The 16882-nt window shown below is 61.4% G+C and carries 13 protein-coding genes and 4 tRNA genes; 13 read left to right on the top strand and 4 right to left on the bottom strand.

Annotated elements, in window-relative coordinates; genetic code table 11:
• Window positions 1–2 precede the first annotated feature (2 nt).
• Together NFG57_RS10530 and folD are read right to left on the bottom strand one after the other, a co-directional pair.
• The gene (locus tag NFG57_RS10530; protein WP_108133369.1) at window positions 3–470 is read right to left on the bottom strand and encodes an S-ribosylhomocysteine lyase; all 468 of its coding nucleotides are present in this window, start codon (window positions 468–470) and stop codon (window positions 3–5) included.
• Between the two features lie 83 nt (window positions 471–553).
• Window positions 554–1432: a bifunctional methylenetetrahydrofolate dehydrogenase/methenyltetrahydrofolate cyclohydrolase FolD gene (gene folD, locus NFG57_RS10525; RefSeq protein WP_045993754.1), complete on the bottom strand. Its 879-nt coding sequence runs from the start codon at window positions 1430–1432 to the stop codon at window positions 554–556.
• 203 nt (window positions 1433–1635) lie between these two features.
• Between folD and NFG57_RS10520 the strand changes: the two genes are divergently transcribed.
• The 11 genes from NFG57_RS10520 to NFG57_RS10470 all read left to right on the top strand — a co-directional run bounded on the left by NFG57_RS10520 (window position 1636) and on the right by NFG57_RS10470 (window position 12237).
• Window positions 1636–1712, top strand: a tRNA-Pro gene (locus NFG57_RS10520).
• A 69-nt stretch (window positions 1713–1781) separates the two neighbouring features.
• Window positions 1782–1858 (top strand) — tRNA-Arg (locus NFG57_RS10515).
• A 67-nt stretch (window positions 1859–1925) separates the two neighbouring features.
• A tRNA-His gene (locus tag NFG57_RS10510) sits at window positions 1926–2000 on the top strand.
• Between the two features lie 58 nt (window positions 2001–2058).
• Window positions 2059–2133, top strand: a tRNA-His gene (locus tag NFG57_RS10505).
• 286 nt (window positions 2134–2419) lie between these two features.
• Complete coding sequence (gene tig / locus NFG57_RS10500) at window positions 2420–3760, top strand: trigger factor (RefSeq protein WP_045993753.1); 1341 nt, start codon at window positions 2420–2422, stop codon at window positions 3758–3760.
• A gap of 73 nt (window positions 3761–3833) precedes the next feature.
• Entirely contained in the window at window positions 3834–4454 is a 621-nt protein-coding gene (gene clpP, locus NFG57_RS10495; protein ID WP_045993752.1) for an ATP-dependent Clp endopeptidase proteolytic subunit ClpP, read from the top strand.
• Window positions 4455–4529: 75 nt separating this feature from the next.
• A complete protein-coding gene (gene clpX, locus NFG57_RS10490; RefSeq protein WP_045993751.1) occupies window positions 4530–5819 on the top strand; it encodes an ATP-dependent Clp protease ATP-binding subunit ClpX in 1290 nt (429 codons plus the stop codon).
• A 163-nt stretch (window positions 5820–5982) separates the two neighbouring features.
• Window positions 5983–8391, top strand: a complete 2409-nt coding sequence (gene lon, locus NFG57_RS10485) for an endopeptidase La (RefSeq protein ID WP_045993750.1) — start codon at window positions 5983–5985, stop codon at window positions 8389–8391.
• 177 nt (window positions 8392–8568) lie between these two features.
• Window positions 8569–8841: a nucleoid-associated protein HU-beta gene (gene hupB, locus NFG57_RS10480; RefSeq protein ID WP_045993749.1), complete on the top strand. Its 273-nt coding sequence runs from the start codon at window positions 8569–8571 to the stop codon at window positions 8839–8841.
• Between the two features lie 193 nt (window positions 8842–9034).
• Window positions 9035–10855, top strand: a complete 1821-nt coding sequence (locus NFG57_RS10475; RefSeq protein WP_348814267.1) for a SurA N-terminal domain-containing protein — start codon at window positions 9035–9037, stop codon at window positions 10853–10855.
• Window positions 10856–11175: 320 nt separating this feature from the next.
• The gene (locus NFG57_RS10470) at window positions 11176–12237 is read left to right on the top strand and encodes a GTP-binding protein (protein ID WP_348814266.1); all 1062 of its coding nucleotides are present in this window, start codon (window positions 11176–11178) and stop codon (window positions 12235–12237) included.
• 62 nt (window positions 12238–12299) lie between these two features.
• On the opposite strand, the gene NFG57_RS10465 is transcribed toward NFG57_RS10470, so the two are convergent.
• The gene (locus tag NFG57_RS10465; RefSeq protein ID WP_311767537.1) at window positions 12300–13082 is read right to left on the bottom strand and encodes a UDP-2,3-diacylglucosamine diphosphatase; all 783 of its coding nucleotides are present in this window, start codon (window positions 13080–13082) and stop codon (window positions 12300–12302) included.
• A 58-nt stretch (window positions 13083–13140) separates the two neighbouring features.
• Window positions 13141–13641 (bottom strand): peptidylprolyl isomerase, encoded by a 501-nt coding sequence (locus NFG57_RS10460; protein ID WP_045993746.1) that lies wholly within the window; start codon window positions 13639–13641, stop codon window positions 13141–13143.
• A gap of 172 nt (window positions 13642–13813) precedes the next feature.
• Between NFG57_RS10460 and NFG57_RS10455 the strand changes: the two genes are divergently transcribed.
• Together NFG57_RS10455 and cysS are read left to right on the top strand one after the other, a co-directional pair.
• Window positions 13814–15493: a glutamine--tRNA ligase/YqeY domain fusion protein gene (locus NFG57_RS10455; RefSeq protein ID WP_045993745.1), complete on the top strand. Its 1680-nt coding sequence runs from the start codon at window positions 13814–13816 to the stop codon at window positions 15491–15493.
• 1 nt (window position 15494) lies between these two features.
• Window positions 15495–16880: a cysteine--tRNA ligase gene (gene cysS, locus NFG57_RS10450; RefSeq protein WP_108133375.1), complete on the top strand. Its 1386-nt coding sequence runs from the start codon at window positions 15495–15497 to the stop codon at window positions 16878–16880.
• The last annotated feature ends 2 nt before the right edge of the window (window positions 16881–16882 follow it).

The raw sequence follows: 16882 nt of genomic DNA, 5'->3' as shown, positions 1-16882 counted from the left end.
GCTCAGGCGAAGACCTGGTGCCACTCGTCACGCTTGGCCAGCAGGCCTTTTGCCAGCTCCTGGGCGCCTTCCAGGCTGTGGGATGCGGCCCAGCCACACTGCATTTCGTTGCAGGCAGGAACTTCGGTCGCTGACAGCACGTCGTTGAGCGTACCCTCGATCAGTGCCAGCACGTCGTCGTAGTCGTCGTGGTTGATCATGGCGATATAAAAGCCGGTCTGGCAGCCCATGGGGCTGATATCGACAACCTTGTCCGAGTGGTTGCGCGACAGCTCGGCCATCAGGTGCTCCAGGGAGTGCAGGGCAGGCATCTCCATGTGCTCCTTGTTGGGCTGGCAAATCCGCAAGTCATACTTGTGGATGCGATCGCCGTTGGCGCCGGTCTTGATATCTGCCAGACGCACATAGGGGGCGCGAACCTTGGTGTGGTCGAGGTTGAAGCTCTCGACATTCATCTTCTTGTCGCTCATGGAGTGTCTCCGTGATCCTGTGTTGGATGGGCGCGATGCTACGTCAATTGAGTCCATCACGCATGGATGTCGCAAGTGCAGGTTCAGCCGTCGGGAGTTTCGCGATGCTGGCCGTCATGAATGTCTGCGGCCATCAAGGTGTTTTCCAGCAGGCTGGCTACCGTCATCGGGCCAACGCCACCCGGGACCGGTGTGATGTGACCTGCACGTCGGGCGGCCTCGTCGAAGTCGACGTCGCCCACCAGGCGCCCATCTTCCTGTCGATTGATGCCCACATCGATGACGATCGCGCCGTCACGTACCCATTCGCCTTTCACCAGTCCTGGTTTTCCGACCGCAACCACCAGCAGTTCCGCCTTGCGTACCTGGGCCTCGAGGTCACGGGTAAAGCGGTGACAGACGGTGGTCGTGCAGCCCGCCAGCATCAATTCCAGTGCCATCGGCCGTCCCACGATATTGGAGGCACCGACCACCGTGGCGTCGAGGCCTCGCACCGCCAGACCCGAGTGATGCAGCAGCGTCATCACGCCCTTGGGGGTGCAGGGGCGCAGCAGCGGCAGACGTTGGGCCAGCCGTCCCAGGTTGTAGGGATGGAAGCCGTCCACGTCCTTGCTTGGCAGGATGCGCTCGAGGATAGGGCGAGCGTCCAGGTGGTCGGGCAGCGGAAGTTGAACCAGAATGCCATCGATGGATGCGTCGGCGTTGAGCTGGTCGACCAGGGCTTCGAGCTCTGCCTGTGATGTGGAAGCGGGCAGGGCGTGTTGAACAGATGAAATACCCGCCTGCTCGCAGGCGCGATGCTTGTTGCGTACATAGACGTGGGAGGCGGGGTCTTCACCGACCAGCACCACAGCAAGCCCCGGGATGCGTTCTCCGGCATCGATCCGCGCCTGTACCTGACGGGCGACCTGCTGGCGTACTGTGGCGGCAATGGACTTGCCATCGATGAGCTGGGCGGTCATGGGGTTCCCTCGGTCAGAAGTGGGTGTGCTGGATGAAATTGGCGGCCACGGATTTTCGCACGCTCCGCCATCCAGGCAAAGCTTGAGCCCGAATGACAACAGGAATGTCTCGGTAGCCTGTTGACTTGGCGGGAAAGTTCCGTAGAATACGCAGCGCTTGCAGAGACTGCTTCGGCGGTTTGCATGGCCGAGCGGCTGGCCGGCGGGGTGTAGCGCAGTCTGGTAGCGCGCCTGCTTTGGGAGCAGGATGTCGGGGGTTCGAATCCCTCCACCCCGACCACAACAGCTTGTTGGAGAAGAAGTTTTTCTCGAAAAGCGGGTTGTGGTGAAGAGTTCGGTTCTGTAGAATGCGCCTATAGCTCAACCGGATAGAGCAACGGCCTTCTAAGCCGTAGGTTGCAGGTTCGAGTCCTGCTGGGCGCGCCAGTGAAGTTTGCTGGTAGCTGCTTTTGACAGGCTCGGGCAAAGGTTGTAGCGGTATTGTCCTGATATGGTGGATGTAGCTCAGTGGTAGAGCCCCGGATTGTGGCTCCGGTGGTCGTGGGTTCGATCCCCATCATCCACCCCATTCAGGCGATGCAAGTGTGGTCAAGCCCGAACGTGGGTTCGGTAGCTGACAGGTTGTGGTGGATGTAGCTCAGTGGTAGAGCCCCGGATTGTGGCTCCGGTGGTCGTGGGTTCGATCCCCATCATCCACCCCATCAACCTGATTCCTTCCCCGAGTTTCTTTCTTGAACAAGTCGTTGTCGAATCTGAAGCTGGCAGGCAAAGTTGCTTGTCCGGCGTTTTGTCGTGCCTGTGTTTCGCCCTCGGCGGCGGTCGTGTCGTCATTCGGTGGCCACGAATTTTCCGATAGCCCCTTGTAAAAGACATGCCAGGCCCCATGTTGTGGGCGTTGGCGCTTGCCAGTGCCCGGCGGGATTCTTAGAATCTCCCCTTTGACGTTTTCAATTTTTCAGTACGCCCCCAGTCGGTAGAGGATTATTCATGCAAGTTTCCGTCGATACGACCTCCCAGATCGAACGCCGCATCAACGTCCAGGTGCCGGCCGCCGAGATCGACGAGGCCGTCGCCGCCCGTCTCAAGGATGCCGCCAAGAACGTTCGTCTCGACGGTTTCCGCAAGGGCAAGGTGCCGATGTCGGTCATCCGCCAGCGCTATGGTGCTGATGTGCGCAACGAGGTGGTGGGCGAGGTCATGCGTGAGCGCTATGTTCGCGCCATTACCGATGAGAAGCTCAATCCGGCCGGCTACCCGCAGATCGAAGCCACCGTCAACGAGACCGGCAAGGACCTGGAGTTCACTGCCACCCTCGAGGTCTATCCTGAGTTCGAGCTGGCGACCATTGAAGGCGCCGAGGTCGAGCGTCCGGTGGTTGAAGTGACCGATGCCGACGTCGACGAGATGATCGAGACGCTGCGCAAGCAGAACGCTGCCTGGGAAGAGGTTGAGCGTGCTGCAGAGCAGGGCGATCAGGTCAATATCGACTTCCAGGGCTTCCTGGGTGACGAGCCGTTTGAAGGCGGCAGCGCCGAGAGCCACGATCTGGTGCTGGGTTCCGGCAGCTTCATCCCCGGCTTCGAGGATCAGCTCGAAGGTGCCAAGGCGGGTGAGGACAAGGTCATCAGCGTGACCTTCCCCGAGGACTACCAGGCAGAGCAGCTGGCCGGCCAGGAAGCGACCTTCAAGGTCAAGGTCAACGCGGTCAAGGGCCAGGCGCTGCCGGAAGTCGATGCGGAATTCATCGAGAAATTCGGTGTCGAAGGTGGTGACGTCGAGGCGTTCCGCGCCGAGGTCAAGAAGAACATGAGCCGTGAGGCTGACCAGGCGGTCGAGAATCGCGTCAAGCAGCAGGTGCTCGAGGCCCTCAAGCAGGCCAACGAGATCCCCGTTCCCGAGTCGCTGGTCCAGCAGGAGGTCGATGGCCTCAAGCGCCAGGCGGCGCAGCAGTTTGGTCTGGGCGAGGACTTCGACGTCAGCCAGTTGCCCAACGAGCTGTTTACCGAACAGGCCAAGAGCCGCGTGCAGGTCGGTCTGCTGCTGGCTGAGGTGATCAAGGTCAACGAGCTGGATGCTTCCGACGACGAGATCAAGGCAAAGGTCGAGGAGCTTGCACAGCAGTATCAGGAGCCCGAGCAGGTCGTCGAGTACTATATGGGCAACGAGCAGATGAAGACCCAGGTCAAGTCTGCACTGCTGGAAGAAAAGGCCGTCGACGCTTTGCTCGATCAGGCCAATGTGAAGGACGTGGAAATGTCCTACCAGCAGGCCCTGGCTGCCGCGCAGCAGCAGCCGGGCGACGAGGCGGAGGAAGGCGAGGACGCTTGAGGCGCCTCTCCTGGCCGGCCCCGTCGGGCCGGCTTCGTCGTTTTGTCACGCAAGGAAACAAGGACATCTCCTCATGAACACCGAGTTCGATATCAACGCTGCCGGCGGCCTTGTGCCCATGGTGGTCGAGCAGAGCGCCCGCGGCGAGCGTGCCTACGACATCTACTCCCGGCTGTTGAAGGAGCGGGTGATCTTCCTGGTGGGGCCGGTCGAAGACTATATGGCCAACCTGCTGGTCGCCCAGCTGTTGTTCCTGGAGTCCGAGAACCCGGACAAGGACATCCACCTTTACATCAATTCGCCCGGCGGTTCGGTGACGGCGGGGATGTCCATCTACGACACCATGCAGTTCATCAAGCCTGACGTCTCGACCGTCTGTATCGGTCAGGCGGCGAGCATGGGAGCCCTGCTGCTGGCCGGTGGTGCCGCTGGCAAGCGCTATTGCCTGCCCAACTCGCGGATGATGATCCACCAGCCGCTGGGTGGCTATCAGGGGCAGGCCTCGGACATCGAGATTCACACCCGTGAAATTTTGGGCATCCGCGAGCGACTGAACCAGATCCTGGCGCACCACACCGGCCAGGATATCGAGACCATCGCCAAGGATACCGATCGCGACAACTTCATGAACGGCGCCCAGGCCGCGGAGTATGGCCTGATCGACGCAGTGCTGGATAAGCGCCCGGCATCCTGATAGCGTGATAGCTCGCGCGATGACTACGTGATTACCGGTGGCCCCTGGGGCCACCGCTGCCAGAGAGGTACGCGAATGGCCGACGGCAAAGGCAAGGACGACAACGGCAAGCTTCTGTATTGTTCGTTCTGTGGCAAGAACCAGAACGAAGTACGCAAGCTGATCGCCGGTCCGTCCGTTTATATCTGCGATGAGTGTGTCGATCTCTGCAACGACATCATTCGCGAAGAAGTTCTCGATGCCGATGCCGAGAGCGACGAGGAGCGTCTGCCCGTTCCGCGCGAAATTCGACACACCCTCGACGACTACGTGATCGGTCAGGACCGCGCCAAGACGGTGCTGTCGGTGGCCGTGTACAACCACTACAAGCGTCTGCGTCACAGTGGCAAGGATGAGGTCGAGCTCGGCAAGTCGAACATCCTGCTGATCGGGCCCACCGGTAGCGGCAAGACTCTGCTGGCGGAGACCCTGGCGCGGTTGCTCAATGTTCCCTTCACCATCGCCGATGCCACCACGCTGACCGAAGCGGGCTACGTCGGCGAGGATGTCGAGAACATCATCCAGAAGCTGCTGCAGAAGTGCGACTACGACGTGGACAAGGCCGAGCGTGGCATTGTCTACATCGACGAGATCGACAAGATCTCGCGCAAGTCGGACAATCCGTCGATCACCCGGGATGTTTCTGGCGAGGGCGTGCAGCAGGCGCTGTTGAAGCTGATCGAGGGCACCACGGCCTCGGTGCCTCCGCAAGGTGGTCGCAAGCATCCGCAGCAGGAGTTTCTGCAGGTCGATACCGGCAATATCCTGTTTATCGTCGGCGGTGCCTTCGCCGGCCTCGACAAGGTTATCCGGGATCGTGCCGAGACCGGTGGCATTGGCTTCAATGCCGAGGTCAAGAGCAAGGATGAGACCAAGGGTGTCGGCGATCTGCTGCTGGACGTGGAACCCGAGGATCTGGTCAAGTTCGGCCTGATTCCCGAGTTCGTCGGACGTCTGCCGGTCATCGCAACCTTGACCGAGCTGACCGAAGACGCACTGATTCAGATTCTTACCGAGCCGAAGAACTCGCTGGTCAAGCAGTACGCTCGGTTGTTCGACATGGAAGGCGTCGAGCTGGACTTCCGCGAGGATGCCCTGCGCGCGGTGGCCCACAAGGCAATGGCGCGCAAGACCGGCGCCCGTGGCCTACGTTCGATTCTCGAGTCGGTGCTGCTCGACACCATGTACGAGATTCCCTCTCTCGAGGGCGTCAGCAAGGTGGTTATCGACGCCTCTGTCATCGGTGGGGAGAGTGATCCCCTGCTGATCTACAGCCAGGCCAGCGACGCTGAGGAAGACACTCGCGTGGACGGCACCGACGGCTAGTCCGTCAGCGCTTCCCGCGACGCCGTCAAAAGGGGCCGCAGACGCGGCCCCTTTGTCTGCCGGAGCCTTCGATGGCGATTCGGCTAGGCGTTTCCCCTTGCAATGCCTCGGGGCTGCCCCCATCCCCTTAGGTTTCACCCGCTAAGTTTGAGGAACGTCTGCGATGCAGCAGAACGCCGAACAGACTATGAGTCTGCCCCTTTTGCCACTGCGTGACGTGGTGGTATACCCGCAGATGGTCATCCCCTTGTTTGTCGGCAGAGAGAAGTCGATTCAAGCGCTGGAAGCCGCCATGGCGGATGACAAGCGGGTCTTGCTGGTCGCCCAGCGTGAGGCGAGCAAGGATGATCCCGATGACGAAGATCTGTTCGCCATCGGCACGGTAGCCGAGATCATGCAGCTGCTGAAACTCCCGGACGGTACCGTCAAGGTGCTGATCGAGGGCGAGTCTCGCGCCGATATCGGTGAGATCTCGGTAGCCGAAGAGGGTTACTCCACGGCCCAGGTGATACTGCGTTCCAGCGAGCCCCTGAGCGAGCGTGAGCAGGAGTCGTTGGTGCGGGTGCTGCTCAACCAGTTCGAGCAGTACGTCAAGATGTCGAAGAAGGTGCCCAACGAGGTACTGAATTCGCTGTCCGGGATCGAGGATCCCAGCCGCCTGGTGGATACGATCTGCGCCCATCTGTCGCTGAAGATCGGCGACAAGCAGGAATTGCTCGAGATGGATCGCGTCCGCGATCGTATCGAGCACCTGATGGCGCTGATCGAAGCCGAGATCGACCTGCTGCAGGTAGAGAAGCGCATTCGCTCCAGGGTCAAGGACCAGATGGAGAAGTCCCAGCGCGAGTACTACCTCAACGAGCAGATGAAGGCCATCCAGAAGGAGATGGGCGAGCTCGAGAACGCGCCAAACGAGGCCGACAAGTACGAGCAGGCCATCAAGGACTCCGGGATGCCCAAGGAGGCCGCCGACAAGGCCAACCAGGAGCTCGGCAAGTTGCGCATGATGTCACCGTCCTCGGCGGAGGCGACGGTGGTGCGCTCTTACCTCGACTGGCTGGTGTCGGTACCGTGGAAGAAACGTACCCGGGTCAAGCACGATCTGATCAATGCCCAGAAGGTGCTCGACGAGGACCACTATGGACTGGATGAGGTCAAGGAACGCATCCTCGAGTATCTGGCCGTGCACAAGCGGGTCAAGAAGCTCAAGGGGCCGGTGCTGTGTCTGGTGGGGCCTCCCGGCGTCGGCAAGACCTCGCTGGGCAAGTCCATCGCCCGGGCGACCAATCGCAAGTATGTGCGTCTGGCCCTCGGCGGCGTGCGTGATGAATCGGAAATCCGTGGGCATCGCCGGACCTATATCGGCTCTCTGCCCGGAAAGCCGATCCAGCGCATGGCCAAGGCGGGGGTGAAGAACCCGTTGTTCCTGCTTGACGAGGTCGACAAGGTCGGCATGGATCATCGTGGAGATCCTGCGTCTGCGCTGCTTGAGGTGCTGGACCCCGAACAGAACAATACCTTCAGTGACCACTACCTGGAGCTGGACTACGATCTGTCGGAAACCCTGTTCATCTGTACCGCCAACTCGATGAATATTCCGGGGCCGCTGCTGGACCGCATGGAGGTGATACGCCTCCCGGGGTACACCGAGGATGAGAAGCTGGCCATTGCCACGCGCTATCTGGTGCCCAAGCAGCTGGCCGCCAACGGCTTCAAGGAAGATGAGCTGAGCTTTGGTGAGGATGCGCTGCTGGAGCTGATTCGCTACTACACCCGCGAAGCTGGCGTTCGCGAGCTCGAGCGGCAGATCGCCAAGGTCAGTCGCAAGGTGTTGCGTGAGCGGCTCGAGAAGGAAGGCAAGGAAGGTGCCCTGGGCTCACAGACGCTGGCGGCCGAGGATATCGAAGCCTACGCTGGCGTGCGGCGTTACAGCTACGGTCTGGCCGACCAGCAGGACCAGGTCGGTCGTGTGACCGGACTCGCCTGGACCTCGGTGGGAGGTGAGTTGCTCAATATCGAGTCGGTGGTGACGCCTGGCAAGGGGCGTCTCAACAAGACCGGTTCACTGGGTGACGTCATGAAGGAGTCGGTGAGTGCCGCCCAGACGGTGGTGCGGGCCCGCGCCGAGGCGCTGGGGATCGATCCCGAGCGGTTCGAGAAGGAAGACCTGCATATCCACGTGCCGGAGGGAGCCACCCCCAAGGACGGCCCCAGCGCGGGTATCGCCATGGTGACCGCCATGGTCTCGGCTTTCTGCAACCGTCCTGTGCGTTGCGACGTTGCGATGACCGGTGAAGTCAACCTGAGAGGCGAAGTCATGCCGATCGGTGGGCTCAAGGAGAAATTGCTGGCGGCCAGGCGCGGTGGTATAAAGACGGTGCTAATACCCGAGGAGAACCGTCGCGATCTCAAGGAGGTCCCTGAAAATATCAAGGATGCTCTGACGATCCATCCGGTTCGCTGGATTGATGAAGTGCTCGAGCTCGCTCTGTCACAAAAGGTGGATCAAAAAACCGACGATTCACTGTCGACAGAGTCGTCTGCGACACACTCAATGGTCAGCACACACTAGTGACGTTTTTTCCATGATCTTGGGTGTAGAATGCCGAGTTCATGCGGATTGGCAAGGAAGGTTGCTTGACAGGTCTTTTGCAGCATTGCTATAAATTATCGCCATGCTGCGATCGAGCCTGTCGGCAAGAAGTATCGCCGTTTCGAATTTTTTTCTGTAATAGTCAAGGGGTGAAGTGTGAACAAGTCCGAGCTGATTGATGCCATTGCCGCGTCTGCCGATATTCCGAAGGCCGCCGCTTCTCGCGCGCTGGATGCTATGGTGGAATCCGTGACCGAGAGCCTGAAGCAGGGCGACAGCGTTTCACTGGTTGGCTTTGGTACCTTCTCCGTCAAGGAGCGCGCTGCACGTACCGGCCGCAACCCGCAGACCGGTCAGCCGATCGAAATCAGTGCCGCCAAGGTGCCGAGCTTCAAGGCCGGCAAGGCTCTGAAGGATTCCGTCAACTAAGACGCGTGGTCTCGGCGGCACGTCGAGCATCGTCACGTTGACACGAGTCTGGCGGCCACCGCCTACGCCGGACTCGCCAAGGGCGCATCGCTATCGCGGTGCGCCTTTTTCATGAGTTTGGGGGAGGTCGCGCCAGGCCCTCGGGTGCGTATACTGGTGCGCGACGAATCCCCATCCTTTCGCAGAGGCATGCATGCTGCAGAGTATTCGCGACCGATCCCAGAGCTGGATCGCAAAGATCATCATTGGTGCCGTGATCGTCACCATGGCACTGTTTGGCGTGGAGTCGTTGATTGGTCTATTCGGACAATCCGGCGATGAGGTCGCCACGGTCAATGGTGAGCCCATCAATCGCCAGCAGGTCGAACTGAATGTCCAGCGCGCCATGCGCTCCAACCAGGTGCCGGCCGACCAGGAGCGCGCGCTGCGCGGCGAAGTGCTCGAAGGCTTGATCAGTGACCGCTTGATGATCGACTACGCCAAGAACGGCGGACTAGCGGTTTCGGACAATCAACTCGACCAGTTGATCGTCAGTCGCCCGGAGTTTCAGAATGCCGATGGCCAGTTCGACCAGGAGCTCTTCCGCAGCCGTCTATCAAGTGTCGGCTATACGCCATTGTCCTTCCGCGAGCAGCTCAGTCGTGACGTCATGCGCGGGCACATTCAGCAAGGCCTGATCGCCAGCGACTTCACCTTGCCAGGTGAACGCGAGCGGCTTGCCGAGTTGCAGCGCCAGACGCGTAGTTTCCGCTACCACCGGCTGACCGAGGCGGACCTCGAGGCGCCTGTCGAGGTGTCTCAGGCGGAAATGACAGCCTACTACAACGAGCATCAGCAGGAATTCCTGCGGCCGGAGCAGGTCAAGCTCGGTTACATCGTGCTCGATCAGGAGGCCATGGCCGCCGATATCGAGGTGAGCGAGGAGGACCTGCGCGAAGCCTGGGAAGCCCAGGCGGAGAACGCCGATCGTCAGATATCACATATCATGGTGACCTTCGGCGACGAGCGCAGCAGAGACGAGGCCGAGGCCCGTATCGAAGCCATCAAGGCGCGACTGGCCGATGGCGACGCGTTCGACGATCTGGCGGCCGAGTTCTCCGATGACACATCCACCAGCGACGATGGTGGCGATCTTGGGGTGATCACCCGGGGTATCTTCGGCGAGGCCTTTGAAGAGGCCGCCTTTGCCCTCGACGAGGGCCAGGTCTCCGAGGCGGTCGAGACCGACAACGGACTGCACCTGATCAAGGTGACCGAGATCGATCGTGCGGACTTTGCCTCCGAGCGTGACCGTCTGCGTGATCAGCTTGCTCAGGCACAGGTGCGTGACGCCTTCAATGACAAGGCCCAGCAGTTGATCGACGAGAGCTTCGCTGCCGACGATCTTCAGAGTGTGGCTGACGACCTTGGACTCGAGCGTCAGACCAGTGATTGGGTCGGTCGTGAAGGCGCTGAAGGCGTACTGGCCGAACCTGGCGTGATGGATCAGGCCTTCAGCGATGAGGTGCTTGGAGAGGGCTTCAACAGCGAGGTCATCGAGCTGGATGGTTCACGGCGTCTGGTGCTGCGGGTGCTCGATCACCGCGACGCGGCGACGCTCCCGCTGGAGCAGGTGAAGGACCAGGTCGAAGCGGCGGTGCGTCAAGCCAAGACCCGCGACGCCTTGATCGAGCTTGCTGAAGAGCGAGTGTCGCAGCTGCAGGGTGGCCAGTCTCTGGACATCGATTGGCAGCGTGTCGACAGCATCAGCCGTCAGGACGCGCCCAGCGTACCCGATGCAGTGCTGACCACCGCGTTCAAGCTGCCGCATCCTGAAGAGGGCCAGGTGGTTTACGGCCGGGCGGTCGATGGCGCCGATGTCAGTCTTATTGCCCTGGAGAGCATTGGCCAGGGTGAGGGTAACCAGCAGATGGAGCAGTTTGTCGCCAGCATGGCCGAGCGGCTGCGTGCCCAGGCGGTGCTGGATGGCCTGTTGACCCATCTACGCGATACCGGCGAGATCGAGCGTTACTAGCCAACTCGTCTAGCCAGCGCGGAGACGGGCCGTACGCGTGTCGCGGTCCCCCCGCTGTCGAAAAGGAGCGCCATCTGGCGCTCCTTTTCGTTGGCGCCGGCCTGTGAAGTCCTGTTGGAACGATTGTTGGAGCGATGTTTCGGGTATTGCGTACCTGCTCGATGGTTCTTTTTATACCGTTATCTTACGTTCTGGTGGAGCGCATACGGCGTTCAGGGTATAGCGTCGCACAAGGCCTCGGCATAGGCTGTTTATATTTATACCGTTATCTTGTTGGTCGTTATCTGCTGCCAATCTTCTAGCCGGAGCCAAGAACCGTCATGCAACCACTGGCCAGCATCCCCACCCATGTCATCACCGGATTTCTCGGCAGCGGCAAGAGCCAGTTGATCCGCCATTGGATCGATCGCAAACCCGTTGGTGAGCGGTGGGCAATCCTGATCAATGAATTTGGTCAGGTGGGCATCGACCAAGCGATAGTCGGGGAGCGCGACGACGTCACCGTGCAGGGGGTGCCAGGAGGGTGTCTCTGCTGTCAGGTGGCGACGGTCTTCCGCTCGGTGCTGGTGCAGTTGCTGCGCCGCGAACGGCCAGATCGACTGCTGATCGAGCCCTCCGGGCTCGGCCACCCGGCCGGCCTGCTGGAGGTGCTGGGGGGCGGCGATCTTGCCCAGGTGCTGGATCTCCGCCAGGTCATCACTGTGTTCGATGCACGCCGTCTCGATGATCCCAGAGTCACTAACCACTCCACCTTTATCGATCAGCTGGCAGTGGCCGATGGATGGGTGCTGTCCATGCAGGACCTGCTCGAGGACGAGCATCGCCAAGGGGTCGAGCGATGGCGCCAGGAGAGTGGCTTGGCACCATCCTGGATGGTGCCAAGCGGCGCGAAAGGGTTGCCGATCAGCCATCTGCTCGACTCCCCGGCGCGATGCCGTCAGAACGCTCGTCGCGATGCTCAGAGTCTGCTGCTGCGTCGGCCTTCGCTGCATGCCGAAGCATTCGACTCTCCGCCTAGTACGTCGGAGGCCCCGGCGCCCATCGCCGGTGGAGCAGCAAGACAGAACGGTCACGGCCTGGGCTATCGCTCCGCCAGCTGGCATTGGCACCGCGAGGAGTGTTTCGATCTCGCAGCGCTGGAGCAGTGGTGGAAGCAACTGCCATCTGGCGTGCGGGTGAAAGGGGTCATGCGAACCGGCCGGGGCTGGCGTACCTTCCCGCTTCCGTCCGTTCCCGGCAACGAGGCTCAGGCGTCCTGGCGCAAGGATTCGCGGCTCGAGATGATCTGGCCTGAGGATATGGAACTCGATATCGATGGCCTGGAGCGGGCGCTCGAGCAGTGTCGACGTCGGCCGTCGGGTGAGGCGGGGCCGGACGCCTGAGCGTCCGGCGTGTCATCGATGCCCGAAGGCCCGGGGCGGGCAGGGCGTCGATAAAGGCTGCGTCAGAAGGAAAAGCGGTTGAGTGATGGGGCCTCGCCGTCTTCGATGCGCACCTCCCAGCCCTGATCGCGGGTCCAGTCGCCGACCACGATACGTTGCGCCGACACGGGATCGCCCTGAGGACCGGCAAGGCTCAAGTCATGCACGGCGGGACGATGGGTATGACCGTGAATCAGCCTGCGAACCTCGTGGGCCTGCATCACGTCGACGACTTCCTCGGGGGTGACGTCCATGATGTCAGCGGCCTTGGTGCTGTTGGCCTCGCCGGACTGCTGACGCAACTGGCTTGCCAAGGCCAGACGTTCCGGGATCGGCATGGCAAGGACTCCTGCCTGCCACTGCGGGTCACGGGCCTTGGCGCGAAACGCCATGTAGGCTTCGTCGCTGGTGCACAGGCTGTCACCGTGCATCACCAGGGTAGGCTCACCGCCAAGGTCAAGTCGTTGTGGTTCGTCGAGCAGGGTGGCGCCGGCCCGCTGGGCGAAGCTTTCGCCCAGCAGGAAGTCGCGGTTGCCGTGCATCAGGAAAAGTCGCATGCCGGCGTCGCTGGCAGCCTTGAGGCGTTCGGCCACCTGGCAGGCCAGAGCCGCGTGGCCAGACGGATCCGCGGCGCCGAGATCCATCAGGTCGTCGCCGATCCAGGCGTCGAAGATGTCACCGATCAGGTAAAGATCGGTGCCTTCGGCGGTGTTGCGCTCGAGGTAGTCGAAGAATCCCTGGGTGATCTGCGGCGCCTCGGGATGCAGGTGCAGGTCAGCGATCAACAGAGTGGTCATGGTGTTCATGGTCTCCTGAACGCAGCACGCCCGCAGCGCGGGCGTGCTCGGTGGAAAGGCAGGAGGATCAGGCGTCGTCCTTGACGTAGGCGCGCTGGATGATCACGTCCTCGGCAGGGACGTCGGCGTGCATGCCGCGTCGGGTGGTGGCCACGTCCTTGATCCGGTTGACCACGTCCATGCCGTCGACCACACGACCGAAGACACAGTAGCCCCAGCCCTGCATGTTCTTGCCGGTATGATTGAGGAAGTCGTTGTCGGCCACATTGATGAAGAACTGGGCGGTGGCGGAGTGAGGGTCCTGGGTCCGCGCCATGGCCAGGGTGCCGGTGGCGTTCTTGAGGCCATTGTCCGCTTCGTTCTCGATGGGGTCACGCGTGGGCTTCTGCTCGAAGTTGCTGTCGAAGCCGCCGCCCTGGACCATGAAGCCGTCGATCACGCGATGGAAAAGGGTGCCATCGTAGAAGCCATCGCGGACGTACTGCTCGAAGTTGGCCGCGGTCTTTGGCGCCTCTTCATGGTTGAGTTCGATCGAGATGTCGCCAAAATTGGTCTGCAGAATGATCATGGAGTGGTCCTGTAGCGTTTACAGCGCCTCTTGGCGCCTTTCTCGTTCTCGGCCCGGCTTGGCGCCGGGCCCTGGCGTGACGCTATAATAGCCGTTTTGCTTCGCAGCGCGAAGCCGGGGGCGGATCTGTGCCCTTCAAAGCCCTTACTTCACCAGAGGTTGATTCATCAACATGACCACCGAGACCAGCAACGCGCCGAATTTCATTCGCAATCAGATTCGCGAGGAAATCGAGGCCGGACGGTCACAGAAGATCGTGACGCGATTCCCCCCCGAGCCGAATGGCTTCTTGCACATCGGGCACGCCAAGTCGATCTGTCTCAACTTCGGACTCGCGGAGCAGTTCGGTGGTGACTGCCATCTTCGCTTCGATGACACCAATCCCGCCAAGGAAGAGCAGGCCTACATCGACGCCATCAAGGAAGACGTGCACTGGCTGGGCTTCCAGTGGGCGGGCGACATTCGTTTCGCCTCCGACTACTTCGACCAGCTCTACGCTTGGGCGCAGCATCTGGTGAAGGAAGGCAAGGCCTATGTCGATGATCTGTCTCCGGACGAGATTCGCGAATACCGCGGTACCCTGACCGAAGCCGGTCGCCCCAGTCCCTACCGCGACCGCAGCGCAGAGGAGAACCTCGATCTGCTCGAGCGCATGCGCCAGGGGGAATTTGCCGAAGGCGAAAAGGTGCTGCGCGCGAAGATCGACATGGCCTCGCCCAACATCAACCTGCGCGACCCGATCCTGTATCGCATTCGGCATGCCAGCCACCACCAGACCGGCGACAAGTGGAAGATCTATCCGTCCTACGACTTCACCCACGGGCAGTCTGACGCCATCGAAGGGATTACCCACTCGGTCTGCACCCTGGAGTTCGAGGACCACAGGCCGCTCTACGAATGGTTTCTCGAGCAGCTGCCGGTGCCGGCCAAGCCCCGGCAGATCGAGTTTGCGCGCCTGAATCTGAACTATACCCTGACCTCCAAGCGCAAGCTCAAGCTGCTGGTCGACAACGGCATCGTCGATGGCTGGGATGATCCGCGCATGCCTACCATCTCCGGGATGCGTCGGCGCGGTTATACACCGGCGTCGATTCGCAAGTTCTGCGAGATGATCGGTGTGACCCGGGCCGACGGCGGTCTGGTGGACATTGCCATGTTGACCCATGCCATCCGCTCCGACCTCGAGGACAATGCGCCTCGTGCCATGTGCGTGCTGAAGCCACTCAAGGTGGTGTTGACCAATGTCGACGCCGACCACGAAGAGGTCTACGAGGTGGCGGGACACCCGGCCCGTGACGACATGCCGGTACGCCGTATCCCCTTTACCCGAGAGCTGTGGATCGACCGCGACGATTTCATGGAAGAGCCGCCGAAGAAGTTCTTCCGTCTGGCCCCGGGCAAGGAAGTTCGCCTTCGCAACAGCTACGTGATCCGTTGCGACGAGGTGGTCAAGGACGAGGCGGGCGAGATCCAGGAGCTGCGTTGCAGTGTGGACTTCGACACCCTGGGCAAGAACCCGGAAGGGCGCAAGGTGAAAGGGGTCATCCACTGGGTCAGTGCCAGCCACGGGGTGCCGATCGAGGTGCGGCTCTACGACAATCTGTTCCTGGTCGAGCAGCCGGACAAGGACAAGGACGCCGATTTCCTCGAGCACCTGAACCCCGAGTCGCTGGTGACCGTCCAGGGTGTCGGCGAGCCGAGCCTGGCTGATGCCGGCAACGAGGATCGCTATCAGTTCGAGCGCGTCGGCTACTTCTGTGCCGACCGCTACGCCAGCCGCCCCGATCACCTGGTGTTCAATCGCACGGTCGGTCTCAAGGACACCTGGGCCAAGATGCAGAAGAAGGGCTGACATGCAGATCTACAACACGCTGAGCCGCACCAAGGAAGAGTTCACGCCCATCGAGCCGGGCAAGGTACGCATGTACGTCTGTGGCATGACGGTGTATGACTTCTGCCACCTGGGACATGCCCGGGTCATGGTCGCCTTCGATGTCATCAGCCGCTATCTGCGCCATCGTGGCTATGACGTCACCTACGTGCGCAACATCACCGATATCGACGACAAGATCCTGCGTCGCGCCGAAGAGAACGGCGAGAGCATCGGTGAACTGACCGAGCGCATGATCGACGCCATGCACGAGGATGAAGGTCGACTGTTTGTCCAGCGTCCGGACCAGGAGCCCAGGGCCACCGGTCACGTGGCCGAGATCATCGCCATGATCGAGGTGCTGATCGACAAGGGCTTTGCCTACGCGCCGGGTAACGGCGATGTCTACTATCGCGTGCGCAAGTTCGAAGGCTACGGCAAGCTCAATAATCGTAACCTCGACGATATGCGCTCCGGCGCCCGCGTCGAGGTCGACGAGCACAAGGAAGATCCGCTGGACTTCGTGCTGTGGAAGGGTGCCAAGCCGGGTGAGGCCAGCTGGGCCTCTCCCTGGGGCGAGGGGCGTCCGGGTTGGCATATCGAATGTTCGGCAATGTCCACCTGCTGCCTGGGCAACACCTTCGACATCCACGGTGGAGGTCCGGACCTGACCTTCCCGCACCACGAGAACGAGATCGCCCAGAGCGAGGCGGCCACAGGCGAGCGCTACGTCAATACCTGGATGCACGCCGGAGCGGTGCGGGTCGACAGCGAAAAGATGTCGAAGTCACTGGGCAACTTCTTCACCATTCGCGAGGTGCTGGAGCACCACGATCCAGAGGTGGTCCGGTATCTGCTGGTGGCAAGCCACTATCGCAGTGCCATCAACTACGCCCCTGAAGCGCTTGGCGAGGCACGCAAGTCACTCGAGCGCTTCTATACCGCGCTTGACGGTGTCGCGCTGCCGGCGGAAATCGAAGTGGGGCCGGGCGACTACGCCGCCCGCTTCAGCGCCGCCATGGACGACGACTTCAACACGCCGGAGGCCCTGTCGGTGCTGTTCGAACTGGTACGCGAGCTCAATCGTGCGCGCAAGGAAGGCAGCGATGACGTTCCTGCCCTGGCGCTCGAGCTCAAGCGTCTGGGCGGTATCCTGGGCTTGTTGACCCAGGAGCCGGCCGCCTTCCTCAAGGGTGGTTCGGTAGCGCTGTCCGAAGACGAGATCAATGCGCGTATCGCGGCGCGGGCGGAGGCCAAGAAGGCCAGGCAGTTCGCCGAAGCGGACCGCATCCGCGACGAGCTCGCCGCCCTGGGGATCGTGCTCAAGGACTCCCGCGAAGGTACCACCTGGGTGGTCGACAAGGGCTGAGC

It is taken from the genome of Halomonas sp. H10-59 (assembly GCF_040070555.1).
Classification (GTDB): Bacteria; Pseudomonadota; Gammaproteobacteria; order Pseudomonadales; family Halomonadaceae; genus Halomonas; species Halomonas litopenaei.
The sequence above is the reverse complement of the archived record's forward strand: the minus strand, read 5'-3'. Positions and strand labels throughout refer to the sequence as shown.